The organism is Nocardioides houyundeii, from assembly GCF_002865585.1.
In the GTDB taxonomy this organism is placed as follows: domain Bacteria; phylum Actinomycetota; class Actinomycetes; order Propionibacteriales; family Nocardioidaceae; genus Nocardioides; species Nocardioides houyundeii.
The window spans coordinates 2,881,481-2,906,316 of sequence record NZ_CP025581.1 but is presented as its reverse complement, the minus strand read 5'-3'; the positions used below and the strand labels follow the sequence as shown (position 1 = coordinate 2,906,316).

Sequence of the window (24,836 nt, the reverse complement as noted above, 5' to 3'; positions counted from 1 at the left end):
CTGACTCGGACGTCAGGCGCCGTCCGTCTCCGGGTGCAGCACCGACCGGAAGAGCGCACACGTCCGCTCCACCGCACTCTGCGCGGCGGCCGAGTGTCGACCCATGTCGACGAACCCGTGGATCAGGCCGTCGAACTCCTCGACCAGGACCGGCACCCCGGCGCCGGCGAGCGCCGCGGCGTACGCCGTGCCCTCGTCGCGCAGCGGGTCGAACTGGGCCACCACGACGACCGCCGGCGCCACGCCGGTCACGTCGCCGCGCAGGGGGGAGAGTCGCGGATCGGCCGGATCCCGGTGGTCGCCCAGGTAGTGCAGGGCGAACCAGGTCATGGTGGGCAGGTCGAGGAAGTAGCCCTCGGCGTTCTCGGTGCGCGACGGCAGCTCGGCCAGCATGTCGACGCCGGGGTAGAGCAGCAGCTGCCCGCCGAGGGCGATCCCTTCGTCGCGCAGCACCTGGGCCGTCACCGCGGCCAGGTTGCCGCCGGCGCTGTCGCCGGCCACCGCCAGCACCTCGTTGCCGCCGAGCTCGGCCAGGTGCTCCGCAGCCCAGCGGGTCGCCGCGAGCGCGTCGTCCACGGCGGCGGGGAAGGGGTGCTCGGGGGCCAGTCGGTAGTCGAGGGAGACCACCACTGCGTCGCACTCCAGCGCCAGCGTCCGGCAGGTCAGGTCGTGGGTGTCCAGGTCACCGACCACCCAGCCACCGCCGTGGAAGAACAGGGCGGTCGGCAGCGGGTCGGACCCGGCGCGCGGTCGATAGAGCCGGGCCGGGAGCTCCCCGTCGCCGCCGGGGACCGTCAGCTCCTCCACCGCGGCCACCTCCGGTACGGCGGCCGGGTCGCGCAGGTCGACGGTGAGCGTCCGGAACATCCGCCGGGCCTCGGTGGGCGTGCCCTCATGCATGCCCTTGCTGCCCGGAGCGGAGAGCAGGCCGAGCAGGGCGCCGATCTGCGGGTCGAGACGGGGATCGAGCTCGGGCATGGTCACTCCTGGGATCGGTGGCGGCTGGGCAGTGGCTGGGCAGTGGCTGGGGTCAGACGAAGGCGCTGATGCCGGTCTCCGCCCGGCCGATGAGCAGCTTCTGGATCTGGCTGGTCCCTTCGTACAGCGTCATCACACGGGCGTCGCGCAGATACTTCTCGGCGCCGTACTCATCGACGTAGCCCGAGCCGCCGTGCACCTGGATGGCGTTGTTGGCCGCCCGCACGGCGGCCTCGGAGGCGAAGAGCTTGGCCTTGGAGGCGGCCACCGAGAACGGCTCGCCCCGGTCGATCAGGTCCGCGCAGCGCCACACCAGCAGCCGCGCGGCGTCGGCGTCCAGCGAGATGTCGGCGATCATGTCCTGGACCAGCTGGAAGCCGGCGATCGGCCGCCCGAACTGGGTGCGCTGGCGGGCGTAGTCGACGGAGATCTGCAGGCAGCCCGCCACGATGCCGACGCAGCCCGCGGCGACCGAGACCCGGCCCTTGTCCAGGGTGGTCATCGCGATCTTGAACCCCTGCCCCTCCTCACCGAGGAGGGCGTCGGCCGGGACCCGGACCTCGGAGAGGAAGAGCTCGGCGGTGGCCTGGCCGCGCAGCCCGAGCTTGCCCTTGATCTCGCGGGCCTCGAAGCCGGGGGAGTCGGTGGGCACCAGGAAGGCGCTCACCCCCTTGGGGCCGGGGCCGCCGGTGCGGGCGAAGACCAGCGCGACGTCGGCCCAGGTGCCGTTGGTGATGAAGAGCTTCTGCCCCTCGATCACCCAGTCGGTGCCGTCACGGCGCGCGCGGGAGGTCAGGTTGCCGGCATCCGAGCCGGTGTCGGGCTCGGTGAGGCCGAAGCAGCCGAGCAGGGTGCCGGCCGCGATCCCCGGCAGCCACCGCTGCTTCTGCTCCTCGGTCCCGAACCCGAGGATGGACTTGCCGACCAGACCGTTGGAGACCGAGACGATGCCGCGCAGCGCCGAGTCGGCGCGGCCCAGCTCCTCCATCGCCAGGGTGTAGGTGAGGTAGTCGCCACCCAGGCCGCCGTACTCGGTGGGGATGGTCAGTCCGAAGAACCCGAGCTCGCCCATCTTGCCCACGATCTCCAGGTCGACGGACTCCTCGCGGTCCCAACGGGTCCGGTGCGGGACCGCCTCGCGGTCGAGGAACTCCCGAGCCAGCGCGCGGAAGGACTCCTGCTCGGAGGTCAGCGACAGGTCCACGGCTCAGCCCTTCGCCTGGCGGGCCATCTCGGCCTTGGCCAGCGAGTTCTTGTGCACCTCGTCCGGACCGTCGGCGAAGCGCAGGGTGCGGATCCCGGCGAACGACGCCGCGAGCGGGAAGTCCTGCGACAGCCCGCCGGCGCCATGCACCTGCATCGCGCGGTCCAGGATCTCCTGGACCACCTTGGGGGTGGCGATCTTGATCGCCTGGATCTCGGTGTGCGCGCCGCGGTTGCCGACGGTGTCCATCAGCCACGCGGTCTTGAGCACCAGCAGCCGCAGCTGCTCCACCGCCACCCGGGACTCCGCGATCCACTCGCGGATCACACCCTGCTGCGACAGCGCCCGTCCGAAGGCGACGCGCGACTCCGCGCGCTGGCACATCAGCTCGATGGCCCGCTCGGCGACGCCGATCGAGCGCATGCAGTGGTGGATCCGGCCCGGGCCGAGGCGAGCCTGGGCGATCGCGAAGCCCGCGCCCTCCTCGCCGATCAGGTTGGTCACCGGCACCCGGACGTCGGTGAACCGCAGCTCGGCGTGGCCACCGTGCTCGTGGTCGTCGAAACCCAGCACGTGCATCGGCCGCACGACCTCCAGGCCCGGGGTGTCGCGGGGGACCAGCACCATGGACTGCTGCCGGTGCCGCGAGGCCTCGGGGTCGGTCTTGCCCATCACGATGAAGATCTCGCACTCGGGGTTCATCGCCCCGGTGATCCACCACTTGCGCCCGTTGATCACGTAGTCCTCGCCGTCGCGCACGATCGAGCACTCGATGTTGGTCGCGTCCGAGGAGGCCACGTCCGGCTCGGTCATCGCGAACGCCGAGCGGATCCGGCCGTCCAGCAGCGGCTCGAGCCAGCGCTCCTGCTGCGCAGGCGTGCCGAACATGTGCAGCACCTCCATGTTGCCGGTGTCCGGTGCGGCGCAGTTCATCGCCGCCGGAGCCAGGTGGCCGCTGCGACCGCTGATCTCGGCCAGCGGGGCGTACTGCAGGTTGGTCAGACCGCCGCCGCGACCGTGCTCGTCGGCGGAGACGGGGAGGAAGAGGTTCCACAGGCCGCGACGGCGGGCCTCGGTGCGCAGCTCGCCCAGGACCGGTGCCTGGGTCCAGGCGAACGGGTCCGCCAGCCCTGCCAGCTCGGTCTCGAACCGGTGCTCGGCCGGGTGGACGTGGGAGTCCATGAAGGTGAGCAGCTCGGCCTGGAGCTCCTGGGTGCGGTCGTCGAAGGTGAAGTCCATGTCAGCCCTTTCTGGGGGATGGCTCAAGAGGTGGCGGCAGCCAGTCCGGCTGCCAGCAGGGGCTCGACGGCGTCGCCGATGGCCTCGAAGCCACCGCCGACGGTCTGGCCCTCGAGGTGCCGGTGGTGGATTCCCTCGAGGATCACCGCCAGCTTCAGGTGGGCCAGTCCCAGGTGGAAGCCCATGTCGCCGCCCGCCCCGGCGCTCTCGCGCCCGCCCGCCGCGACGTACGCCGCGAGCTGCTCCTCGGCGCTCGGGTAGCCCGGAGCGGTGCTGGCGTCGGCCAGCGAGAGGCCGCCGATCAGCCGCGGGAGGTTGTCGTAGACCAGCAGCAGCGCCAGGTCGGTCAGCGGGTCGCCCAGGGTGGCCATCTCCCAGTCGACGACCGCCTTGACGGGCTGGTCGTCCTCGGCCACCGAGAGCAGGTTGTCGAGGCGGTAGTCCCCGTGCACGATCCCGGGAGGACCCTCGGGCGGCACGTTGCCGGCCAGGTGCGCCAGCAGCCGGTCGGCGTCCGGGAGCTCCCGGGTGGCCGACCCGGCCAGCTGCTTGCCCCAGCGGCGTACCTGACGGGCCAGGAACCCCTCGGGACGGCCGAACTCGCTCAGTCCGACCTCGGCCGGGTCCACCGCGTGCAGGGTGGCCAGGACCTCGATCATGGCGCTCGCCAGGTGCGCGGTGCGCTCGGGACCGATCTCGCCGAGCTCCGCCGCGGTGCGGTACGGCGTGCCCGCCACCCGCTCCATTACGTAGAACGGGGCGCCCAGCACCGAGGGGTCCGCGCAGTGGGCGTACGTCGTCGGCACCGGCACCCCGGTCCCGGCCAGCGCGGTCATCACGGTGTGCTCGCGGCCCATGTCGTGGGCCGTGGCCTGCACGTGGCCCAGCGGCGGTCGCCGCACGATCCACCAGTTGCTGCCGTCGGTGACCTCGTAGGTCAGGTTGGACTTGCCACCGGCGATCAGCCGGCCGGTCAGGGCCTCGGCCGGGTCGCCGGAGAGCTGGTCCGGGCGCTCGGCGGCGTACCACCGGGCGAAGGCGTCCAGGTCCAGGCCGGGGAGCTCGTCGTGCCGCAGGTCGTCGTTCGCGCTCATGCGGTCGCTCCCGTCGCTCGGTCCAGCGCGACCTGGAGCTTGCGCATCCCGGCCAGCCAGCGCTCGTTCTGGGTGGCCCGGGCGGCGTAGTAGTCGCCCACCTCGGGGTGCGGCAGCACCAGGAACCGGTCGTCGTCCAGCGAGTCCACCCAGGTCTGGGCCACCGCCTCGGGGGCAGCGCCTCGTCGCGGGAGAGCAGGTCCTTCAGCGGCCCCGACTGCTCCAGCATCCGGGTCTGCACTCCCTGCGGACAGATCGCCTGCACGGTGATGCCGCGGTGGCCGTAGGTGGCCGAGAGCCACTCCGCGAAGCCGACCGCGGCGTGCTTGGTCACCGAGTACGGCGCGCTGCCGAGCATGGTGAGCAGCCCGGCGGCCGAGGCGGTGACCACGAAGCGTCCGCCCTGACCGTCGGACAGCCATCCCGGGACCAGCGCCCGGGCTGCCCGGACGTGGGCCATGGTGTTGACCTGGAGCATCCGGTCCCACACCTCGTCGGGGGCCTGCAGGCTGTCGACACCGGTCTGGTGCGCGGCGTCGATGCCGGCGTTGGCCAGGAACACGTCGATGCGCCCCAGGGCGTCGGTGGCCGTCGAGACCAGGTGGGCCACGCCCTCGGCGGTCGCGCAGTCGCCTGGCACCGCGGTGGCGCCGAGCTCCTCGGCCACGGCCCGGCACGCGTCGGCGTCCAGGTCGTTGACGACCAGCCGGGCACCCTCGGCGGCGAGCCGCCGGGCCAGCGCACGGCCGATGCCGTGGCCGGCCCCGGTGACCACGGCACCCTTGTCGGACAGGGCCTGACCCGCACCCATCACACGCCGCCGGTGAGGGTGAGGCCGCCGTCGACGACCAGGGTCTGGCCGGTCAGCCAGCCGGCCTCGGCGGAGAGCAGGAACGCCACCACGCTGCCGATGTCGTTGGGCTCGCCGAGGCGCTTGAGCGGGTAGGCCGCGGCCACCTCCTCCTCGCGGCCCTCGTAGAGGGCGCTGGCGAAGCGGGTCTTGACCACGGCCGGTGCCACCGCGTTGACCCGGATCTCCGGTCCGAGCTCGACGGCGAGCGACTCGGTGAGGCTGATCAGGGTGGCCTTGCTGGCGCCGTACATGGAGATGCCGGGGGCGGGCTTGGTGCCGGCGACCGAGGAGATGTTGACGATCGAGCCGCCGTGCTCGGCCATCCAGGCGCGGTGCACCTCCTGCACCCAGCCCAGGGCGGAGACCACGTTGGTGTCGAGGATCTTGCGCGCGGCGTCCAGGTCGAGCTCCACCAGCGGCCCGTACGCCGGGTTGATGCCGGTGTTGTTCACCAGCAGGTCCACGCTGCCGAACGCCTCCAGGGTGCGGGCCACGGCCTCGGCGCGGTGCTCGGGGTCCGCGGCGTTGCCGGCGATGCCGATCGCCTGGTCCGGGCCACCGAGCGCCAGGACGGCCTCCTCCAGGGCCTCGGGCTTCCGCGCGGTCACGCAGACCCTGGCGCCCTCGGCGACCAGCCGCTCCGCGACGCCGAGGCCGATGCCTCGGCTCGCCCCGGTGACGATCGCGACCTTGTCCTTGAGTCCGTGCACGTGAGCTCCTTGGGGGATTGCGGGTGACTAAGCGCTTGCTTACTATGACAAGCGTGAGCGATGACGTCAACGGCCCCGATGCCCGCACCCGGCTGCTCGATGCGGCCGTGCAGGCGTTCGCCGCTCGCGGCTTCCACGGGACCACCACCCGTGACATCGCCTCCGCCGCCGGGATGAGCCCGGCGGCGCTCTACGTCCACCACCGGTCCAAGGAGGAGCTGCTGCACCAGATCTCCCTGGCCGGACACCAGCACGCGCTGGCGCTTTGTGAGGCGGCGGTGGCCAGCTCGGAGAACCCCCGGGACCAGCTGGTGGTGCTGGTGCGCGACTTCGTGCGGCACCACGCGCTGAACCACACCGTCGGTCGGATCGTGAACTACGAGCTGGCCGGGCTGTCGCCCGAGCACCGTGCCGAGATCGAGAAGATGCGACACCGGATGGACGCCATCGTGCGCGACCTGGTGCGCCGCGGCGTGGACGAGGGCGTCTTCCACACCGCCGAGCCCGCGATCACCGGGGCGGCGGTGCTCTCGCTGGGCATCGACGTCTCCCGGTGGTTCGACAGCGAGGGAGGCTGGAGCCCGGACCAGGTGGCCGAGCACTACTGCGAGCTCGTGCTCCGCATGGTCGGGTCCAGCGGGTCCAGCGCCTCGTAGTCGCCCACGCCGGTCATCAGCGTGCCGAGGTGCTGCCGGCCGTCCCCGAGCAGGTGGTCGAGCACCGTGAGGTGGGCGGTGATGTTGCCGACGAGGTACTCCGCGGTCATCGCGATCCCGCCGTGCAGCTGGATCGCCTCCTGGCCGATGTGGCGACCCGCCCGGCTGGTCTGCAGGGCGGCCCGGGCGCTCGCCTCTCCCGCCCGCGCCGGGTCGCCGGTGGCCAGCACCATGGTCGCCCAGTCCACGATGCTCCGGGTGAGCTCGAGGGAGACGTACATGTCGGCCGCCCGGAAGTTCAGTGCCTGGAAGGTGTTCAGCGTGACGCCGAACTGCTTGCGGCTCTTGAGATAGGCGGTGGTGGCGGCCAGTGCGGCCTCCATGCCCCCCAGCGCCTCGTGGCACGCGGCCAGCCGGGCGGCGGCCAGCACCCCGGCGAGGGTCGTGGCCTGGTCGGCGCCGGGCTCCCCGAGGGCGGTGGCCGGAGCGTCGCGGAGCCGCACCCGGGCAGCACGTCCGCCGTCGTAGGTCCGGTAGCCGTCGGTCTCGGCGTCGGTGCCCTCGACCAGGAAGAGCCCGGTGCCGCCGTCCGGGAGGGCGGCGCTGACCACCAGCAGGTCGGCGCGGGCCCCGTGCAGCACCGGCTCCTTGGTGCCGGTCAGGCTCCAGCCCTCACCGGAACGGGAGGCCGTGACCGGCACGGTCTCCTCGTGCGCCAGGGCCAGCAGCCGCTCCCCGGACGCCAGGGCACCGAGCAGCTCGGAGCGCTGGTCCGCGGTGCCCGCCGCGGCGACCGCGCCGCCGGCCAGCACCACCGAGGCGAGGAACGGCTCCGGTGCCAGCACCCGTCCCAGCTCGGCCGCCACCAGGGCGACCTCCACCGGGCCGGCGCCCATGCCGCCGTCGTCCTCGGCGAAGGGCAGCCCGAGCACCCCCATCTCGGCCAGCTGCCGCCACAGGGACTCGTCGTAGCCGGGCTCGGCAGCGCTGGCGCGGCGGCGCTGCTCGAAGTCGCCGTACGTCTTGGTGACCAGGCTGCGCACCGCGTCGCGGAGCGCGACCTGCTCGTCGTCGAGGCTGAAGTCCACGTCTCGTCTCCTCTCAAAGACCCAGGATGGTGCGGGCGATGATCTGGCGCTGGATCTCGTTGGAGCCGCCGTAGATCGAGGCCTTGCGCAGGTTGAGGTAGGTCGGGGCCGAGCGTCTGGCCCAGCCCGGCAGGTCGGAGTCCTCCGCGCCGCGGGCGCCCAGCGAGGCCGGCCCCGCGAGGTCCAGGATCAGCTCGCTGACCGCCTGCTGCAGCTCGGTGCCGCGCAGCTTGAGCACCGAGCTGGCCGGGTGCGGTGCCCCGTCGGCGGAGTTGGCGACCACCCGCAGCGCGGTGAGCTCGAGGGCGAGCAGCTGGTTCTCCAGCTCGGCGACCCGGGCCCGGGTCAGCGGGTCGTCGAGCTGGGCGCCGGCGAGCTGCTTGGCCCGGGCCAGCGCCCGCTTCACCGCGCCCACCGGGGCCACGCCCACCCGCTCGTTGCCGAGCAGGAACTTGGCCATCGTCCAGCCCTGGTTGACCTCGCCCACGAGGTTCTCGCCCGGCACCCGGACGTCGGTGAACCACACCTCGTTGACCTCGTGGCCACCGTCGATCAGCTCGATGGGCCGGACCTCCAGACCGGGGGACGTCATGTCGATGAGCAGCATCGAGATGCCGGACTGCTTCTTCGCCTCGGGGTCGGTGCGCACCAGGGTGAAGATCCAGTCGCCGTACTGGCCCAGGGTGGTCCACGTCTTCTGCCCGTTGACCACCCAGTCCTCCCCGTCGCGCACCGCGGTGGTGCGCAGCCCGGCCAGGTCCGAGCCGGCGTCGGGCTCGGAGAACCCCTGGGACCACCAGATGTCGAGGTTGGCGGTGGCGGGCAGGAACCGGCGCTTCATCTCCGGCGTCGCGAACTGGGCGAGCACCGGCCCGATCATCGAGGCGTTGAACGCCAGCGGCGCGGGGACGCCGGCCTGCTGCATCTCCTCGTGCCAGATGTGGCGCTGCAGGTCGGTCCAGTCCCGGCCCCCGTCGTCCACGGGCCAGTGCGGCACCGCGAGCCCGGCGGCGTTGAGGATGCGCTGGCTGGTCACGATCTGGTCCCGGCTCAGCTCCCGGCCCTCCAGCACGGTGGAGCGGATCTCCTGCGGCACCTCGGTGGTGAAGAACCCCCGCATCTCCTCCCGGAACGCCTGGTCCTCCGCTGACAGCTCCAGCCGCATGCGCCGCCCCTTCTCCTGTGCCGTTGTCGGCCCTCATCATCACCAAGACCGGTCCGCAATGACATGGGCGCGGCGCCCAAGACGGCACAGCCCGGCGACTGGGCGCGTCGCCAAGTCGCGGTGCCAAGTCGCGGTGCGCCGGCCCGCTGGCGCAGAATCGCCTGCGTGGGTCATGTAGACGTCGCCGGTGTCCGTTACGAGCTGCCCGACGGTCGGGTGCTGCTCGACGACGTCTCGTTCCGCGCCGGCGAGGGCGCCAAGGTGGCACTGGTCGGGGCGAACGGCGCCGGCAAGACCACCCTGCTGCGCATCGTCACCGGAGAGCTGGCGCCGCACGCCGGGGCGGTGACCCGGTCGGGCGGCCTCGGCGTGATGCGTCAGTTCGTCGGGCACGGGGGCTCCGGCGAGACCGTCGCCGACCTGTTGATGTCGGTGGCTCCCGAGCCGGTACGCCGAGCGGCTGCGGAGGTCGACGCCTGCGAGCGACGGCTGATGGACCACGAGGACGAGCCCACCCAGATGCGCTACGCCACGGCGCTCTCGGACTACGCCGACGCTGGTGGCTACGACCTGGAGGTGGTCTGGGACAAGTGCACCGTGGCCGCCCTCGGGGTGCCTTTCGACCGGGCCCGCAACCGGGACCTGCGCACCCTCTCCGGTGGGGAGCAGAAGCGGCTGGTGCTGGAGTTCCTGCTGGCCGGCCCCGACCAGGTGCTGCTCCTGGACGAGCCCGACAACTATCTCGACGTCCCCGGCAAGATCTGGCTGGAGCAGCGGATCGCGGAGTCGCCGAAGACCATCGTGCTGATCAGCCACGACCGCCAGCTCCTGGCCAGCACCGCCACCCGGATCGTCACCGTGGAGCTGGGCAGCGCGGGCAACCAGGTGTGGACCCACCCGGGCGGGTTCGCCACCTACCACCAGGCGCGGGAGGAGCGCTTCGCCCGCTTCGAGGAGCTGCGCAAGCGCTGGGACGAGGAGCTGGCCAAGCTGCGCGCCCAGATGCTGATGTACAAGCAGAAGGCGGCGTACAACTCCGACATGGCCAGCCGCTACCAGGCCGCGCAGACCCGGCTGCGCAAGTTCGAGGAGGCGGGCCCCCCGACCGAGCAGCCGCGGGAGCAGCAGGTGGTGATGCGGTTGCGCGGCGGACGCACCGGCAAGCGTGCCGTGGTCTGCACCGCACTCGGGCTGACCGGACTGATGGAGCCCTTCGACCTCGAGGTCTGGTACGGCGAGCGGGTGGCCGTGCTGGGCAGCAACGGGTCCGGCAAGTCACACTTCCTCCGGCTGCTGGCCGCCGGCGGCAGCGACCCGGAGCGCGAGCACCTGCCGGTCTCGAGTGCCGCCCCGGTGAAGCCGGTGCCGCACACCGGGACCGCCAAGCTCGGCGCGCGGGTGCGGCCGGGATGGTTCGTCCAGACCCACGACCACCCCGAGCTGGTCGGGCGCACCCTGCTGGAGATCCTGCACCGCGGCGACGAGCACCGGTCCGGCAGGGGCCGTGAGCAGGCAGCCCGGGTGCTCGACCGCTACGAGCTGGCGCACGCGGGGGAGCAGCGTTTCGAGTCCCTCAGCGGTGGCCAGCAGGCACGGTTCCAGATCCTGCTGCTCGAGCTCTCCGGGGCCACCCTGCTGCTGCTGGACGAGCCCACCGACAACCTCGACGTCCAGTCCGCGGAGGCTCTCGAGGCGGGGCTGGAGTCCTTCGAGGGCACGGTCGTGGCCGTCACCCACGACCGGTGGTTCGCCAGGCGCTTCGACCGCTACCTGGTCTACGGCGCGGACGGCGGGGTGTACGAGTCCGACGAGCCGGTCTGGGACGAGGGCAGGGTGAGCCGGTCCCGCTGAGCGGGCCCGGCCGACCCTGCCGCCCTGCGGCAGCAGGTCAGTCGGAGTCCCCGTCCGAGTCGAGCACCAGCTGGGTGCTCTCCTCCTTGCCGTCCCGCTCGTAGGTCAGCTCGACCTCGTCGCCGGGGCGGTAGGTGCGGACCGTGGCGACCAGGTCGTCGGCGCTGTCGATCGGCTGGCCGTCGATGCCGGTGATGATGTCGCCGTCCTCGAGGCCGGCCTTGGCGGCGCTCGATCCCGGTGTCACGCTGCGGATCAGCGCCCCCGGCGCGTCGCTGTTCCCGGCGGTGGCGGCGTCGGTGACCTGGACGCCCATCCGCGCGTGGGTCGGGGTCTCGCCCTTGGCCATCTGGTCGATGACCGGCAGGATGTCATCGATCGGGATGGCGAAGCCCAGGCCGATGGAGCCGGACTGGCCGCTGGTGGAGTCCGAGGCGGTCCGGATGGAGGAGTTGATGCCCACCACCCGACCGTCGAGGTCGACCAGCGGACCACCGGAGTTGCCCGGGTTGATGGCAGCGTCGGTCTGGATGGCGGGGTAGGTGGTGGTGTTGCCCGCGTTGTCCGCGGCGCCGACGTTGACCGGCCGCGCCAGCGCGCTGACGATGCCGTAGGTGACCGTGGCGTCCAGCCCGAACGGGGAGCCGATGGCCACCACCGGCTGGCCCACGCGCAGGTCGTCGGAGTTGCCGATGGCCGCCGGGGTCTGGCCCGAGACGTCCTCGGCCTGGATCACCGCGGTGTCGGTGAGCGGGTCGGCGCCCAGCACCTCGGCCGAGGCGCGCGTCCCGTCCGAGAAGGAGACGGTGATGGCCCCGTTGCCGGCGGCACCCTCGATCACGTGGTTGTTGGTCAGGATCCGGCCGGTCTCGGTGAGGATGATCCCGCTGCCCGAACCCCCGCCGTCGCTGGTCTCGACGTCGATGCGCACCACCGAGGGCAGCACCTCCTCGGCCACGCCCTCCACGCCCTCCACGCCCTCCACGCCGGCGTCGCTGTCCGAGCTGCCGGTGTCGCTGCGCGAGGGAGTGCTCCGGTCCGGGGCGGAGCTTGCGCCGTTGTCGTCGTCCCACCACTGGTCGTACGCCGCGGCACCGCCCACGCCTGCGGCGCCGCCGAGCAGCAGCGCGCCCACGAGCACCCCGACGGCGAGCCCGGTGCCCCGCGATCGTCCGGGGCCGCCCCCGTCCGGGCGCGGCTGCGGGGTCGGGTCGGGACCTTGCTGAGGTGAACCGTAGTAGCTGGGCGGCGGGGTCTCACTCATGCCCGTCAGCATGCCAGTCGAGCCTGTGAACCGGCTGAGACTTCTCTGGGCGCCCGCTTGGAACCCGGCGGACGCGCCCGCACCGCACCGTGCGGGGCGACACCGTGACGCCGGCGCCGATTGCTGCGGCGCGCAGGCGGGTACGCCGCTGATGGAGGTGGGCGATGACGACCGTGGCTGCTGACTCAGTGGTTCACCCGGGGACTGCTCCGGGGGGAGACGGGGGCGTCGACCTGGCGGTCGACGCGGTGGTGATCGGCGCCGGCCCCAACGGTCTGGTCGCCGCGAACGCGCTGGGCGACGCCGGCTGGGACGTGGTCCTGGTGGAGGCGCAGGACGAGGTCGGGGGAGCGGTGCGCAGCGCCGAGGCGGTGGCCCCGGGCTACGTCTCGGACATGTTCAGCGCCTTCTACCCGCTGGCTGCGGCCAGTCCGATCATCGCCGACCTCCACCTCGAGCAGCACGGGCTGCGCTGGTGCCGGGCGCCGCACCCCTTGGCGCACGTCACCGAGGACGGTCGCGCCGCCGTGCTCTGTCGCGACGCCGTCGAGACCGCCGAGCTCCTGGAGACCGCCGGCCCCGGCGACGGGGACGCCTGGATGGAGCTGGTGGCGGGGTGGCAGCAGCTGCGCGACCCCCTGCTCGACGCCCTCTTCACGCCCTTCCCGCCCGTGGCCGCGGGCTTGCGCATGCTGCGCCGCCTCGGCTCCGCCGGGACGTTCGACTTCGCCCGCCTCGCGGTGATGCCGGTACGCCGGCTGGGCGAGGAGCGGTTCGTCGGGGACGCGGCGCCGCTGCTGCTCACCGGCAACGCCCTGCACAGCGACGTACCGCCCGACGCGGCTGGCAGCGCGCTGTTCGGGTGGCTGCTGACCATGCTCGCCCAGGACGTGGGGTTCCCGGTGCCCCAAGGTGGCGCCGGGCAGCTGGCGACGGCGCTGCGGCGCCGCGCGGAGTCGGTCGGGGTCCAGGTGCGCACCGGGGTGGCCGTGGAGACGGTGACCACCTCCGGCGGGCGGGCGAGCGGCGTACGGCTGGCCGACGGTACGTCGATCCGGGCGCGGCGAGCGGTGCTCGCGGACGTGGCCGCTCCCGCGCTCTACCAGCAGCTGCTCGCCGGCACGCCGCTGCCGGCCCGGCTGCTGCGCGACCTGGAGCGGTTCCAGTGGGACAGCTCCACCATCAAGGTCAACTGGGCCCTGGACGGCCCGGTGCCCTGGACCGCCGAGCGGGCGCGCTCGGCGGGGACCGTGCACCTCGGGGTCGACGTGGACGGCTTCGTGGAGTTCGCGGCAGACCTCTCGCTCAGGCGGACGCCGGAGCGCCCGTTCGTGCTCTTCGGCCAGATGACCACCTCGGACCCGACCCGGTCCCCGGCGGGGACCGAGTCGGCCTGGGCCTACACGCACGTGCCGCACGGGGACTGGGGCGCGGACCGGGTCGCGGCGCACGTGGCGCGGATCGAGGCCGCGATCGAGCGGGTCGCGCCGGGCTTCGGGGGTCGTCAGGTGGCACGCCTGGTGCAGTCGCCCGGTGACCTCGAGGCCGCCGACGCCAACCTGGTCCAGGGCGCCATCAACGCCGGGACCTCGGCGCTGCACCAGCAGCTGGTGCTGCGGCCGGTGCCCGGTCTGGGACGCCCCGAGACCCCGGTGCCCGGTCTCTTCCTGGCCAGCGCCTCGGCCCACCCCGGTGGTGGCGTGCACGGGGCGTGCGGCTGGAACGCGGCGCGCGCCGCGCTCGGCGCCGCGGGCCCCACCGGCGGGCTGCGCCGGGCCCTGGGGCGCACCGCGTGGCAGCGGCTGCTGCGGGAGTGAGGCAATGGCAACAGCCCCGCCCGTCCCGGTCGGGACGTGCGGGGCTGTCGCGGTGCGTCTGGGTCAGGCCCAGCGCTCGGAGCTCGGGACGAAGTCGAGGCCCCGCTCTCCGGTGTAGATCTGCTTGGGCCGGGCGATCTTCTGGTCCTTGTCCTGCACCAGCTCCAGCCACTGCGCCAGCCAGCCCGGGGTGCGACCGATGGCGAACAGCACGGTGAACATCTCCGGCGGGAACTGGAAGGCCTCGTAGATGAGGCCGGAGTAGAAGTCCACGTTGGGGTAGAGGCGCCGCTTGACGAAGTACTCGTCCTCGAGCGCGATCTTCTCCAGCTCCAGCGCGATCTCCAGCAGCGGGTTGGTGCCCGTGACCGCGAAGACGTCCTCGGCGGACTTCTTGATGATCTTGGCGCGCGGGTCGTAGTTCTTGTAGACCCGGTGCCCGAAGCCCATGAGCTTCTCGTTGCCGTTCTTCACGCCCTCGATGAACGCCGGGATGTTCGACTTCGAGCCGATCCGGCGCAGCATCCGCAGCACCGCCTCGTTGGCCCCGCCGTGCAGCGGGCCGTAGAGCGCACCGACACCGGCGGCGACCGCGGAGTAGGGGTCCACCTGGGTGGACCCGACCGAGCGGACGGCGTTGGTGGAGGCGTTCTGCTCGTGGTCGGCGTGCAGGATGAAGAGCGTGTCGAGCGCCTTGACCAGCCGCTCGTCCGCGCCGTACTTCTTCTCGCTCATCTTGAAGAGCATCGAGAGGAAGTTGGCGGTGTAGGAGAGGTCGTTGTCGGGGTAGATGAACGGCTTCCCCTGGGCGTGCCGGAACGACCAGGCGCCCAGCGTCGGCATCTTGGCGATCATCCGGACCATCTGGATGTGCCGGTTGTCCGGGTCGGTGATGTTGCGGGCGTCGGGGTAGAAGGTCGACAGCGCCCCCACCGATGCCATCAGCATGCCCATCGGGTGGGCGTCGTAGCGGAAGCCCTCCATGAAGGACTTCACGTTCTCGTGCACGAACGTGTGGTAGGTGATCTCGTGCTCCCACGCGTCGTACTCAGCCTTGGTGGGCAGAGCGCCGTGGATCAGCAGGTAGGCGACCTCGAGGAAGCTGGACTTCTCGGCCAGTTGCTCGATGGGATAGCCCCGGTACTCCAGGATGCCCTTGTCGCCGTCGATGTAGGTCACCGAGCTGCGGCACGAGGCAGTGTTGACGAAGCCGGGGTCGTAGGTGGCCAGCCCGGGCTGGTCACCCAGCTTGATCTGCCCCAGGTCCGCAGCGCGGATGGTGTTGTCAGTGATCTTGAGGTCGTACTCCACGCCGGTGCGGTTGTCACGGACGGTGAGGGACTCTTTGGATGCGCCGGCGGTGGCCGGGGCATCGGTGGCCGGTGCGTCAGTCACGTCGGCTCCTTTAGGCACGTATTGTTCACGTCGTCAGGTCTGCTACAACCTAGTCCTCGACCCGAGCCCGGCGTAAGCGGGGGTAGGCGTTTGCGCTCAGCGGCCCCGCCCGCGGCAGTGGGATTTGTCGGGCCGCCGAATCCAGCCCTACACTTGATCGTCGCGACTCCTGCCGCGTCCGGGCCTCACCGCCCAGGCGCAGATCCGGACACCTCGCCCTTCCAGTCCGCTGGTGGGACGGGCAAGCCGGGCCGTGTTCGTCAGAAGCCGCGGTTCCACCCACCCGGCGAGACACCTCCCGCCGGGACCTACGAACGAGAAGGTTCTCGCCGTGCGCACGTACAGCCCGAAGCCCGCTGACATTCAGCGCGAGTGGCACGTCATCGACGCCACCGACGTGGTCCTCGGACGTCTCTCCGTCCAGGCCGCCAACCTCCTGCGAGGCAAGCACAAGCCGATCTTCGCGCCGCACATGGATGTCGGTGACTTCGTCATCATCATCAACGCGGACAAGGTCGCCCTGTCGGCCAACAAGAAGGTCACCAAGCTCGCCTACCGCCACTCGGGCTACCCGGGTGGTCTCTCCGCCACGCCGTTCGGCGAGCTGCTGGAGAAGGACGCACGCAAGGCCATCGAGAACGCGGTCTGGGGCATGCTCCCCAAGAACCGTCTCGGCCGCCAGATCCTCAAGAAGCTCAAGGTCTACGCCGGCCCCGAGCACCCGCACGTGGCCCAGCAGGCCAAGCCGTTCGAGATCCAGCAGATCTCCCAGTAACTTCCAAGGACGAGTGAGGATTACCGTGGCTGAGACCACCGAGAACACCGAGACCGCTGAGGTCGAGGAGACCTTCGAGACCAACGAGCAGGGCGTCGCCTACAGCTCCGAGTCCGCCCCGTCGGCCGACGCGCCGCTGCGCCCGGCGACGATCGCCCCCGCTGCGGCCACCGGCCGCCGCAAGGAGGCCGTGGCCCGGGTGCGCATCGTGCCCGGCACCGGCGAGTGGACCGTCAACGGTCGCACCCTGGACTCCTACTTCCCCAACAAGCTGCACCAGCAGGTCGTGAACGAGCCGTTCTCGAACCTGCAGCTCGAGGGCCGCTTCGACGTCATCGCCCGGATCCACGGCGGCGGCATCACCGGTCAGGCCGGAGCGCTGCGCCTCGGCGTGGCTCGCTGCCTGAACTCGATCGACGAAGAGGCCAACCGTCCGACCCTGAAGAAGGCCGGCCTGCTGACTCGTGACGCGCGCGTCATCGAGCGCAAGAAGGCTGGTCTCAAGAAGGCCCGCAAGGCACCGCAGTTCAGCAAGCGCTGATCGCGACTGCATGACGCGTCTTTTCGGCACGGACGGGGTCCGGGGCCTGGCCAACGGTCTACTGACCGCGGAGCTGGCCCTGGACCTCGCCGTGTCTGCGGCCCACGTGCTCGCGGACCGGGGCGAGTTCGCCCGGGAACGTCCCCTGGCCGTCGTCGGCCGTGACACCCGCATCTCGGGGCAGTTCCTCGAGGCCGCGGTGGTCGCCGGCCTGGCCTCGGCCGGGGTCGACGTGCTGGTGCTGGGCGTGCTGCCCACCCCGGGTACGGCGTACCTGACGGGGTCCCTGGACGCCGACCTGGGCGTGATGCTCTCGGCCTCCCACAACGCGATGCCCGACAACGGCATCAAGTTCCTGGCCCGCGGCGGGCACAAGCTCGACGACGCCCTCGAGGTGGCGATCGAGAAGCGCATGGGCGAGCCCTGGGACCGCCCCACCGGTGCCGGAGTCGGCCGGGTCGCGCCCCACCTCACCGCGGTGAGCGAGTACGCCGCCCACCTGGTGCGCACCATCGAGCACCCGCTGGCCGGTCTCACCGTGGTGGTCGACTGCGCCGAGGGTGCAGCCTGGGAGGCCGCGCCCCGGGCCCTGGAGGACGCGGGCGCGACCGTGATCGCCATCCACGCCCACCCCGATGGCACCAACATCAACGAGAACTGCGGCTCGACCCACCTGGGCAGCCTGCAGGCGGCCGTCCTGGAGCACGGAGCCGACGTGGGCTTCGGCCTCGACGGGGACGCAGACCGGTGCCTGGCGGTGGACCACGAGGGCACCGTGGTGGACGGCGACCAGATCCTGGCCATCCTCGCCCTCTCCCTCTCCGACCAGGGCAGGCTCGCCCGCGACACCGTGGTCGCCACCGTGATGAGCAACCTCGGCTTCGTGAACGCGATGCGCGCCCACGACATCGGCGTGCGCCAGACCAAGGTGGGGGACCGCTACGTGCTGGAGGCGATGAAGCTCTCGGGCTACTCCCTCGGCGGCGAGCAGTCGGGGCACGTGATCCTCAGCGACCACGCCACCACCGGCGACGGCATCCTGACCGCCCTGCACGTGATGGAGCGGATGGTCACCACCGGACGCACCCTCAAGGACCTGGCGAGCGTGATGACCCGCCTGCCCCAGGTGCTCCTCAACGTCCCGAACGTCGACAAGTCCCGCGCCGACGAGGACGCGGTCCTCGCGGCCGCCGTCGCCGAGGAGGAGGCCCTGCTCGGCGAGCGCGGCCGGGTGCTGCTGCGCCCCTCGGGCACCGAGCCACTGGTGCGGGTGATGGTGGAGGCACCCACCGCCGAGGAGGCCGAGCAGGTGGCCTCGCGGCTCGCCGAGGTCGTGAAGAGCCAGCTGTCCCTGTGACCCGGCCCTCGGGCCCGGGCCGGCCTCAGAGACGGCGGAGTCGCACGTAGCGCACCGAGTGGTCGGCGTCCTTGCGCAGCACCAGCGTGGCCCGGCTCCGCGTCGGCAGCACGTTCTGGTCCAGGTTGGGGCCGTTGATGGTGTCCCAGATCCGCTCCGCCTCGGCGACCGCCTGCTCGTGGGTGAGCTGGGCGTACTTGGTGAAGTAGGACCCGGGGTCGCGGAACGCCGTCTCGCGCAGCCGCAGGAACCGCTCGACGTACCACCGGCGGATGTCGGAGGTCGCGGCGTCGACGTAGACGGAGAAGTCGAAGAAGTCGCTGACTGCCAGCCCCACCTTGCCGTCGTCGCGGACCCGGGCGGGCTGCAGCACGTTGAGGCCCTCGACGATCACGATGTCGGGCCGCCGGACGGTGACCCGCTCGCGCGGCAGCACGTCGTAGACCAGGTGGGAGTACGTCGGGGCGTCGACCTCGTCGCGGCCGGACTTGATGTTCATCACGAAGCGCAGCAGCGCCTTGCGGTCGTAGGACTCCGGGAAGCCCTTGCGGTGCAGGATCCCGCGTCGCTGCAGCTCGGCGTTGGGCAGCAGGAACCCGTCGGTGGTCACCAGGGCCACGTTGGGGTGCTCGGGCCAGTGGGCCAGCATCTGCTGGAGCACCCGCGCGGTGGTCGACTTGCCGACCGCCACGGAGCCGGCGATGCCGATCACGAACGGGGTCCGCGGCGGGTGCTGGCGGTGCAGGAACGCCTCCTGGCGCCGGTGCAGCCGCCCGGCGCTCTCGACGTACATCGACAGCAGCCGGGACAGCGGCAGGTACACCTGCTCGACCTCGCCCAGGTCCAGGGAGTCCCCGAGCCCGCGCAGCCGCCCGATCTCCTCCGGGCTGAGCGGGGCGTCGCTCGCCGGGGCCAGAGAGGCCCACGCGGCGCGCTGGAGCTCGACGTACGGCGAGGACTCGTCGCCGGGTGAGGACATGGCGGGCATTCTTGCAAAGCCCCGGAGCACTAGACTCACCGCCCATGTGCGGAATCGTGGGGTACGTGGGAGAGAAGCAGGCCCAGAGCGTGGTCATCGACGGACTCCGTCGGCTGGAGTACCGGGGCTACGACTCTGCCGGGGTGGCGCTGGCAGTCGACGGCACGGTCGCCTCGGCGAAGAGGGCCGGCAAGCTCTCCAACCTGGTCAAGGCCATCGACGAGGAGCCCCTCCCGGAGTCCACCTCCGGCATCGGGCACACCCGGTGGGCCACGCACGGCGCCCCCAACGACGTCAACGCCCACCCCCACCTGGGTCGGACCGGCCGCCTCGCGGTGGTGCACAACGGCATCATCGAGAACTTCGCCTCGCTGCGCACCGAGCTCGAGCAGGCCGGCCACGAGATGCACTCCGAGACCGACACCGAGATCGCGGCCCACCTCCTGGAGCTCGAGGTGCTGGCCGGGCACGACCTGACGACCGCGATGCAGCGGGTGTGCCGTCGCCTGGAGGGCGCCTTCACCCTGGTCGCCCTCGACGGAGCGGACCCCTCGCGCGTCGTGGCGGCCCGGCGCAACTCCCCGCTGGTCGTGGGCCTGGGTGAGGGCGAGAACTTCCTCGGCTCCGACGTCGCGGCCTTCATCGACCACACCCGCGAGGCGCTCGAGCTCGACCAGGACCAGGTCGTCACCATCACCCGCGACGGCGTCGAGGTCAGCGGCTTCGACGGCACGCCCGCGCAGGGCCGCCAGTACCACGTCGACTGGGACCTGACGGCGGCCGAGAAGGACGGTCACGACTGGTTCATGCGCAAGGAGATCTACGAGCAGCCCAAGGCCGTGGCCGACGCGCTCCTGGGGCGTCGTACCCCCGAGGGCCTGCTGCAGCTGGACGAGATGCGCCTGTCCGACGACGAGCTGCGCGACATCGACAAGATCATCATCATCGCGGCCGGCACCTCGTTCTACGCCGGCATGGTCGCCAAGTACGCGATCGAGCACTGGACCCGGATCTCGGTGGAGGTCGAGCTCGCCTCGGAGTTCCGCTACCGCGACCCGATCCTGACCCACTCCACGCTGGTGGTGGCGATCAGCCAGTCCGGCGAGACCGCCGACACGCTGCAGGCGATCCGGCACGCCCGGGTCCAGCGGTCCAAGGTGCTGGCCATCTGCAACACCAACGGCTCGACCATCCCGCGGGAGTCCGACGGCGTCGTCTACACCCATGCCGGCCCCGAGATCGGGGTGGCCTCGACCAAGGGCTACGTGACCCAGCTCGTGGCCTGCTACCTGCTGGCCCTCTACCTGGCGCAGGTCAAGGGCACCCGCTACGGCGACGAGATCGGCGAGGTGCTCGACCAGCTGGACCAGATGCCGGCGCACATCCAGACCGTGCTCGACAACGACCAGCAGGTCTACGCCCTGGCCCGGCACCACGTCGCCACCCGGTCGGTGCTCTTCCTGGGTCGCCACGCCGGCTACCCGGTGGCCCTGGAGGGGGCGCTGAAGCTGAAGGAGCTGGCCTACATCCACGCCGAGGGCTTCGCCGCCGGCGAGCTCAAGCACGGCCCCATCGCGCTGGTCGAGGAAGGGCTGCCGGTGCTGTGCATCGTGCCGCCGCGGGGTCGGGACCAGCTGCACGACAAGATGCTCAGCGGGATCCAGGAGGTGCGCGCCCGGGGGGCCCACACCATCTGCCTCGCCGAGGAGGGGGACGAGTCGATCCGCCCCTACGCGCACGAGCTGATCGAGCTGCCCCGGGTGCCGGTGCTGCTCCAGCCCCTGGTGGCGGTGGTGCCGCTGCAGCTCTTCGCCTGCGAGCTGGCCACCGCGATGGGTCACGACGTCGACCAGCCCCGCAACCTGGCCAAGTCCGTCACGGTCGAGTAGGACGCGGCCGATGGCAGTCCTGGGCGTGGGCATCGACGTCGCCGACATCGCTCGGTTCGGCGCCTCCCTGGAGCGCACCCCGGGACTGCGGGAGCGGCTGTTCACGCCCGCGGAGGCGACCCGGCCGCTGGCCTCCCTGGCCGCCCGGTTCGCCGCCAAGGAGGCGCTCGCCAAGGCGCTGGGAGCCCCGGTGGGGATGGCGTGGCACGACGCGGAGATCGTCTCGGAGGACACCGGGCGTCCCCGCTTCGAGCTGTGCGGCTCCGTCGCCGCGCAGGCGGCCGCGCTCGGAGTGGGCCACGTGCACGTCTCGCTCTCGCACGACGCGGGCATCGCCTCGGCCGTCGTGGTGCTGGAGGGCTAGGGATGCTCCGGGCACACACGGTCGCCCAGGTCCGGGCTGCGGAGGCCGAGCTCCTGGCCGTGCTGCCCGACGGCGCCCTGATGGCGCGGGCGGCCGCGGGGCTCGCCACCGGGCTCGCGGAGCGCCTGGGCCGCACCTACGGCGCCCGGGTGCTGCTGCTGCTCGGGCCCGGGGACAACGGCGGCGACGCGCTGCACGCCGGTGCCCTGCTCGCGCGGCGCGGGGCCCAGGTGTGGGGGCTGGCGCTGGCGCCGGCGGTGCATCCCGCGGGCCTGGCGGCGCTGCACGCCGCGGGCGGGCGCCTGGTCGAGCTCGACGAGGCCGTCGCCCTGGGCGCCGACCTGGTGGTCGACGGGATCGTGGGCATCGGGGGCCGTCCCGGGCTGCGTCCGGACGCCGCCGCCGCGCTCGAGGCCCTGGCGGGGATCCCGGTGGTCGCGGTGGACGTCCCCTCCGGGGTCGACGTCGACTCCGGCGAGCTGGACGGGCCCCACGTGCGGGCCGAGGAGACGTGGACCTTCGGGACCCACAAGGTCGCCCACCTGGTCGACCCGGCGGCCGCCGCGGCAGGACGCGTCCGGCTCGTCGACCTGGGGTTGGCGCTCCCCGAGCCGGAGGTGTGCGCCCTGGAGGCGGAGGACGTGGCGCGCCTGCTGCCCCGCCCCGACGCCGCGGCGCACAAGTACAGCCGCGGCGTCGTCGGCGTCCGGGCCGGCTCTGCCACCTACGCCGGCGCCGCGGTGCTCTGCGTCCGTGGCGCGCTGTCCGGGCTCGCCGGCATGGTCCGCTACGTCGGTCCCGAGGCCGTCGGGCGCCAGGTCAGGTCGACCTGCCCCGAGGTGGTGGGGGACGGTCGCGTGCAGGCCTGGGTGGTCGGGCCCGGCAGCGACGACCAGGCGGGCCCGGCCCTGGCCGCGGCCCTGGCCGACCAGGTGCCCGTGGTGGTCGACGCGGACGCCCTGGCTCATCTGACCCCGTCGGCCTCCGGCGCCCGGCTGGTGCTGACCCCGCACGCCGGGGAGCTGGCGACGCTGCTCGGCGTCGCGCGCCCCGAGGTCGAGGCGGCGCCCCTGCGGCACGCGCGCGAGGCCGCTCGGACGCTGCACGCCACGGTCCTGCTCAAGGGCCGTCGCACGCTGGTGGCCGACCCCTCGGGTGCGGTCCGGGTCAACACCACCGGCACCCCCTGGCTGGCCACCGCGGGCGCCGGTGACGTGCTGGCCGGGGTGGTGGGCGCGCTGCTGGCGTCCGGGCTCTCCGGTCTCGACGCGGCGTCGGTGGGGGCCTGGCTGCACGGGAGGGCGGCCGAGCTCGCCGGTGCCGGCGGACCGCTGCGAGCCGGCGACGTGGCCGGTGCCGTGGGACCTGCCGTGAACGAGGTGCTCGCCCTGGTGGGAGAATGAGAGTCATGACCGATCCGGTGGCCCGAGCGGAGATCGTCGTCGACCTGGACGCCATCACCCACAACGCCGAGGTGCTCCGCGCCGTGGTCGCCCCCGCAGCGCTGATGGCGGTGGTCAAGGCCGACGGCTACGGACACGGGATGTGCGAGGTGGCCCGCGCGGCCCGCCGCGGCGGCGCCGACTGGCTGGGCGTCGCGACGCTGGACGAGGCGATGACCCTGCGCCGCGACGGGGACACCGGTCGGCTGATGTGCTGGCTGACTGTCCCCGGCGAGCGGTACGACGACGCGGTGCGCGCGGAGGTCGACCTCTCGGCATACTCCACGCGCGCGCTCGACGAGATCGCCCGGGCCGCCGACCGGGTCGGCCGGGTCGCGCGGGTGCAGCTGAAGATCGACACCGGCCTCTCCCGCGGCGGAGCCCTCCGGACCGACTGGCCCGCCCTGACCGAGCACGCCCGGCGGCTGGAGCGCGAGGGCCGGATCCGGGTCACCGGGATCTGGAGCCACCTGGTCTCCTCCGACGACCCGGACTCACCGGTCAACGAGGTGCAGGAGGTGGCCTTCCTGGAAGCCGTCGCCGTCGCCGAGGCGGCCGGCCTGGCGCCGGAGGTGCGGCACCTGGCCAACTCCGCCGCCGCCGTGCTGCGGCCCTCGGTCCGGTTCGACCTGGTGCGCTGCGGGATCGCGCTCTACGGGCTCGACCCCGCACCCGGGCACCTGCCCGAGCTGGGCCTGGTGCCGGCGATGACGGTCCGGGGCCGGGTGGCGATGGTCAAGCCGGTGCCCGCGGGGGCGGGCGTCTCCTACGGGCACGCCTGGACCGCGGAGCACGACACCACGCTGGCGCTGATCCCGGTGGGCTACGGCGAGGGCATTCCCCGGGCCGCCAGCCCCGGGGCGGAGGTGCAGGTCGCCGGCCGCCGACGCCCGCTGCGGGGACGGGTCTGCATGGACCAGCTGCTCGTCGACCTCGAGGGGGACCTGCCCGAGGAGGGCACCGAGTTCGTGCTGCTGGGCCCCGGCAACCAGGGCGAGCCGACCGCTCAGGAGTGGGCCGAGGCCTGCGACACCATCAGCTACGAGATCGTGACGCGACTGGGCGGCAGGCTGGCGCGTCGCCACGTGGGCGGGCAGCCCCGGTGAGGAGCAGCGGCAAGAAGTGGGGCCTGGCCGCCGGCGCCCTCGGGGTCGCGGCCGCGGGCACGGCGGCCCGGATGGTGCAGCAGCAACGGGTGATCGCCCGCAGCGGCGCCGGCGACGCCACCCCGTTCGGGACGCTCCGCTCGCCCGGTCTCAAGGTCGTCACCGACGACGGCGTCGACCTGCACGTCGAGATCGACGAGCCCGGACCGGACGGCAACCACGACCTCACCGTCGTCTTCGTGCACGGCTACGCCCTGAACCTCGACTGCTGGCACTTCCAGCGGGCGGCCTACCGCGGACAGGTGCGCACCGTCTTCTACGACCAGCGCTCGCACGGCAGGTCCGCCCGGTCCCCGCAGCAGAACTGCACCCTCGAGCAGCTCGGCCGGGACCTCCGCCGGGTGATCGAGACCTGCGCCCCCGGGCCGGTGGTGGTGGTGAGCCACTCCATGGGCGGCATGGCGCTGATCGCCCTCGCCTCGGAGTTCCCCGAGCTGTTCGGCGACAAGATCGTCGGGACCGCCCTGATCGGCAGCACCGCCGGAGGACTGGACCCGGGGCGCATCATCTTCCCCATGGTGCCCCTGGGGCTGGGAGCGCGCGCGGTGGCCCGGGCGGTGCGGCTGCTGAACCGCGGGCACCTGATGGTCGACCGCTTCCGGGCGGCCGGGCACCGCATGGCGCAGGTGATCACCGACCTCTACTCGTTCGGGGACGACGTGCCCCGCAGCTACGTGGACTTCGTCTTCGGCATGATCGACGACACCCCCTTCGAGGTGGTCGCCGACTTCTACCCGGCCTTCGCGACGCTGGACCACTTCGAGCATCTCGGGGCGCTGGCCGCCGCGCCGTGCACCATCATCTGCGGCACCGAGGACAAGGTGACGCGCATCGGGCACAGCCGCAAGCTGCACGCCCGGATCCACGGCTCCGACCTGTTCGAGGCCCAGGGGGCCGGGCACATGGTGATCCTGGAGCGCCACGACGACGTCAACGCCGAGCTCGACGAGCTCATCTCCCGCGCCGGCGCGCTCGTGGCGGAGCGCGCGACGTGAGCCCGGCGCCCGAT

General features: G+C 72.5%; 22 protein-coding genes and 1 pseudogene. 11 read left to right on the top strand and 12 right to left on the bottom strand.

The window, feature by feature from the left end; translation table 11 throughout:
* Nucleotides 1-12: 12 nt before the first annotated feature.
* From C0R66_RS13865 to C0R66_RS13840, 7 genes and pseudogenes are all read right to left on the bottom strand, one after another.
* Nucleotides 13-978, bottom strand: a complete 966-nt coding sequence (locus C0R66_RS13865) for an alpha/beta hydrolase (RefSeq protein ID WP_101525203.1) — start codon at nt 976-978, stop codon at nt 13-15.
* Nucleotides 979-1,030: 52 nt separating this feature from the next.
* On the bottom strand, nt 1,031-2,182 hold the full coding sequence (locus C0R66_RS13860; protein WP_101525202.1) for an acyl-CoA dehydrogenase family protein: 1,152 nt from the start codon (nt 2,180-2,182) through the stop codon (nt 1,031-1,033).
* A gap of 3 nt (nt 2,183-2,185) precedes the next feature.
* Nucleotides 2,186-3,421 (bottom strand): acyl-CoA dehydrogenase family protein, encoded by a 1,236-nt coding sequence (locus C0R66_RS13855; protein ID WP_101525201.1) that lies wholly within the window; start codon nt 3,419-3,421, stop codon nt 2,186-2,188.
* Between the two features lie 23 nt (nt 3,422-3,444).
* Nucleotides 3,445-4,515 carry a phosphotransferase family protein gene (locus tag C0R66_RS13850; RefSeq protein ID WP_101525200.1) on the bottom strand — a complete coding sequence of 357 codons (1,071 nt, stop codon included), beginning with the start codon at nt 4,513-4,515 and terminating at the stop codon, nt 3,445-3,447.
* Entirely contained in the window at nt 4,512-4,679 is a 168-nt protein-coding gene (locus tag C0R66_RS19580; protein WP_241901445.1) for a hypothetical protein, read from the bottom strand. Before C0R66_RS19580 ends, C0R66_RS13850 begins: the two co-directional genes overlap by 4 nt.
* 62 nt (nt 4,680-4,741) lie before the next feature.
* Nucleotides 4,742-5,326 (bottom strand): annotated as a pseudogene (locus tag C0R66_RS13845) (SDR family NAD(P)-dependent oxidoreductase); the annotation flags it as partial.
* On the bottom strand, nt 5,326-6,078 hold the full coding sequence (locus tag C0R66_RS13840; protein WP_101525199.1) for an SDR family oxidoreductase: 753 nt from the start codon (nt 6,076-6,078) through the stop codon (nt 5,326-5,328). The pseudogene C0R66_RS13845 and the gene C0R66_RS13840, both read right to left, overlap by 1 nt.
* Nucleotides 6,079-6,122: 44 nt before the next feature.
* Here C0R66_RS13840 and C0R66_RS13835 point away from each other — a divergent pair, with 44 nt between their 5' ends.
* Nucleotides 6,123-6,734, top strand: a complete 612-nt coding sequence (locus C0R66_RS13835) for a TetR/AcrR family transcriptional regulator (protein ID WP_101525198.1) — start codon at nt 6,123-6,125, stop codon at nt 6,732-6,734.
* On the opposite strand, the gene C0R66_RS13830 is transcribed toward C0R66_RS13835, so the two are convergent.
* Complete coding sequence (locus tag C0R66_RS13830) at nt 6,680-7,822, bottom strand: acyl-CoA dehydrogenase family protein (protein WP_101525197.1); 1,143 nt, start codon at nt 7,820-7,822, stop codon at nt 6,680-6,682. The genes C0R66_RS13835 and C0R66_RS13830 overlap by 55 nt on opposite strands.
* 13 nt (nt 7,823-7,835) lie before the next feature.
* Nucleotides 7,836-8,987 (bottom strand): acyl-CoA dehydrogenase family protein, encoded by a 1,152-nt coding sequence (locus C0R66_RS13825; protein ID WP_101525196.1) that lies wholly within the window; start codon nt 8,985-8,987, stop codon nt 7,836-7,838.
* A 165-nt stretch (nt 8,988-9,152) separates the two neighbouring features.
* Between C0R66_RS13825 and C0R66_RS13820 the strand changes: the two genes are divergently transcribed.
* Nucleotides 9,153-10,838, top strand: a complete 1,686-nt coding sequence (locus C0R66_RS13820; protein WP_101525195.1) for an ABC-F family ATP-binding cassette domain-containing protein — start codon at nt 9,153-9,155, stop codon at nt 10,836-10,838.
* A 37-nt stretch (nt 10,839-10,875) separates the two neighbouring features.
* On the opposite strand, the gene C0R66_RS13815 is transcribed toward C0R66_RS13820, so the two are convergent.
* Nucleotides 10,876-12,102, bottom strand: a complete 1,227-nt coding sequence (locus C0R66_RS13815; RefSeq protein ID WP_241901444.1) for a S1C family serine protease — start codon at nt 12,100-12,102, stop codon at nt 10,876-10,878.
* 164 nt (nt 12,103-12,266) lie between these two features.
* On the opposite strand from C0R66_RS13815, the gene C0R66_RS13810 reads away from it, so the two are divergent.
* On the top strand, nt 12,267-13,919 hold the full coding sequence (locus C0R66_RS13810; RefSeq protein WP_199286691.1) for a phytoene desaturase family protein: 1,653 nt from the start codon (nt 12,267-12,269) through the stop codon (nt 13,917-13,919).
* A gap of 63 nt (nt 13,920-13,982) precedes the next feature.
* On the opposite strand, the gene C0R66_RS13805 is transcribed toward C0R66_RS13810, so the two are convergent.
* Nucleotides 13,983-15,314, bottom strand: a complete 1,332-nt coding sequence (locus tag C0R66_RS13805; protein ID WP_101525193.1) for a citrate synthase — start codon at nt 15,312-15,314, stop codon at nt 13,983-13,985.
* 331 nt (nt 15,315-15,645) lie between these two features.
* Between C0R66_RS13805 and rplM the strand changes: the two genes are divergently transcribed.
* Genes rplM through glmM form a run of 3 tightly spaced genes read left to right on the top strand, consistent with a single transcriptional unit; the run spans nt 15,646 to nt 17,987 of the window.
* A complete protein-coding gene (gene rplM / locus C0R66_RS13800) occupies nt 15,646-16,089 on the top strand; it encodes a 50S ribosomal protein L13 (RefSeq protein ID WP_101525192.1) in 444 nt (147 codons plus the stop codon).
* A 25-nt stretch (nt 16,090-16,114) separates the two neighbouring features.
* Entirely contained in the window at nt 16,115-16,630 is a 516-nt protein-coding gene (rpsI, locus tag C0R66_RS13795; protein WP_101525191.1) for a 30S ribosomal protein S9, read from the top strand.
* Between the two features lie 10 nt (nt 16,631-16,640).
* Nucleotides 16,641-17,987 (top strand): phosphoglucosamine mutase, encoded by a 1,347-nt coding sequence (gene glmM, locus C0R66_RS13790; RefSeq protein ID WP_101525190.1) that lies wholly within the window; start codon nt 16,641-16,643, stop codon nt 17,985-17,987.
* Nucleotides 17,988-18,012: 25 nt separating this feature from the next.
* On the opposite strand, the gene coaA is transcribed toward glmM, so the two are convergent.
* Nucleotides 18,013-18,966: a type I pantothenate kinase gene (gene coaA / locus C0R66_RS13785; RefSeq protein ID WP_101525189.1), complete on the bottom strand. Its 954-nt coding sequence runs from the start codon at nt 18,964-18,966 to the stop codon at nt 18,013-18,015.
* 44 nt (nt 18,967-19,010) lie between these two features.
* Between coaA and glmS the strand changes: the two genes are divergently transcribed.
* Genes glmS through C0R66_RS13760 form a run of 5 tightly spaced genes read left to right on the top strand, consistent with a single transcriptional unit; the run spans nt 19,011 to nt 24,822 of the window.
* Nucleotides 19,011-20,855, top strand: a complete 1,845-nt coding sequence (glmS, locus tag C0R66_RS13780; RefSeq protein WP_101525188.1) for a glutamine--fructose-6-phosphate transaminase (isomerizing) — start codon at nt 19,011-19,013, stop codon at nt 20,853-20,855.
* A 10-nt stretch (nt 20,856-20,865) separates the two neighbouring features.
* Nucleotides 20,866-21,219, top strand: coding sequence for a holo-ACP synthase (locus C0R66_RS13775; RefSeq protein WP_101525187.1), 354 nt, complete (start codon nt 20,866-20,868; stop codon nt 21,217-21,219).
* Nucleotides 21,220-21,221: 2 nt separating this feature from the next.
* Nucleotides 21,222-22,622, top strand: coding sequence for an NAD(P)H-hydrate dehydratase (locus C0R66_RS13770; protein ID WP_101525186.1), 1,401 nt, complete (start codon nt 21,222-21,224; stop codon nt 22,620-22,622).
* A 5-nt stretch (nt 22,623-22,627) separates the two neighbouring features.
* Nucleotides 22,628-23,767 carry an alanine racemase gene (gene alr, locus C0R66_RS13765; RefSeq protein WP_338418195.1) on the top strand — a complete coding sequence of 380 codons (1,140 nt, stop codon included), beginning with the start codon at nt 22,628-22,630 and terminating at the stop codon, nt 23,765-23,767.
* The gene (locus C0R66_RS13760) at nt 23,764-24,822 is read left to right on the top strand and encodes an alpha/beta fold hydrolase (protein ID WP_241901443.1); all 1,059 of its coding nucleotides are present in this window, start codon (nt 23,764-23,766) and stop codon (nt 24,820-24,822) included. The genes alr and C0R66_RS13760 overlap by 4 nt, the downstream gene beginning before the upstream one ends.
* Nucleotides 24,823-24,836 lie beyond the last annotated feature (14 nt).

What these genes read in the sequence shown, in the direction of transcription:
- C0R66_RS13865 (WP_101525203.1), bottom strand. Translation starts at nt 978, where the DNA reads ATGCCCGAGCTCGATCCCCGTCTCGACCCGCAGATCGGCGCCCTGCTC.
- C0R66_RS13855 (WP_101525201.1), bottom strand. Translation starts at nt 3,421, where the DNA reads ATGGACTTCACCTTCGACGACCGCACCCAGGAGCTCCAGGCCGAGCTG.
- C0R66_RS13850 (WP_101525200.1), bottom strand. Translation starts at nt 4,515, where the DNA reads ATGAGCGCGAACGACGACCTGCGGCACGACGAGCTCCCCGGCCTGGAC.
- C0R66_RS13835 (WP_101525198.1), top strand. Translation starts at nt 6,123, where the DNA reads ATGACAAGCGTGAGCGATGACGTCAACGGCCCCGATGCCCGCACCCGG.
- C0R66_RS13825 (WP_101525196.1), bottom strand. Translation starts at nt 8,987, where the DNA reads ATGCGGCTGGAGCTGTCAGCGGAGGACCAGGCGTTCCGGGAGGAGATG.
- C0R66_RS13815 (WP_241901444.1), bottom strand. Translation starts at nt 12,102, where the DNA reads ATGAGTGAGACCCCGCCGCCCAGCTACTACGGTTCACCTCAGCAAGGT.
- C0R66_RS13810 (WP_199286691.1), top strand. Translation starts at nt 12,267, where the DNA reads ATGACGACCGTGGCTGCTGACTCAGTGGTTCACCCGGGGACTGCTCCG.
- glmM (WP_101525190.1), top strand. Translation starts at nt 16,641, where the DNA reads ATGACGCGTCTTTTCGGCACGGACGGGGTCCGGGGCCTGGCCAACGGT.
- coaA (WP_101525189.1), bottom strand. Translation starts at nt 18,966, where the DNA reads ATGTCCTCACCCGGCGACGAGTCCTCGCCGTACGTCGAGCTCCAGCGC.
- glmS (WP_101525188.1), top strand. Translation starts at nt 19,011, where the DNA reads ATGTGCGGAATCGTGGGGTACGTGGGAGAGAAGCAGGCCCAGAGCGTG.
- C0R66_RS13775 (WP_101525187.1), top strand. Translation starts at nt 20,866, where the DNA reads ATGGCAGTCCTGGGCGTGGGCATCGACGTCGCCGACATCGCTCGGTTC.
- C0R66_RS13770 (WP_101525186.1), top strand. Translation starts at nt 21,222, where the DNA reads ATGCTCCGGGCACACACGGTCGCCCAGGTCCGGGCTGCGGAGGCCGAG.
- alr (WP_338418195.1), top strand. Translation starts at nt 22,628, where the DNA reads ATGACCGATCCGGTGGCCCGAGCGGAGATCGTCGTCGACCTGGACGCC.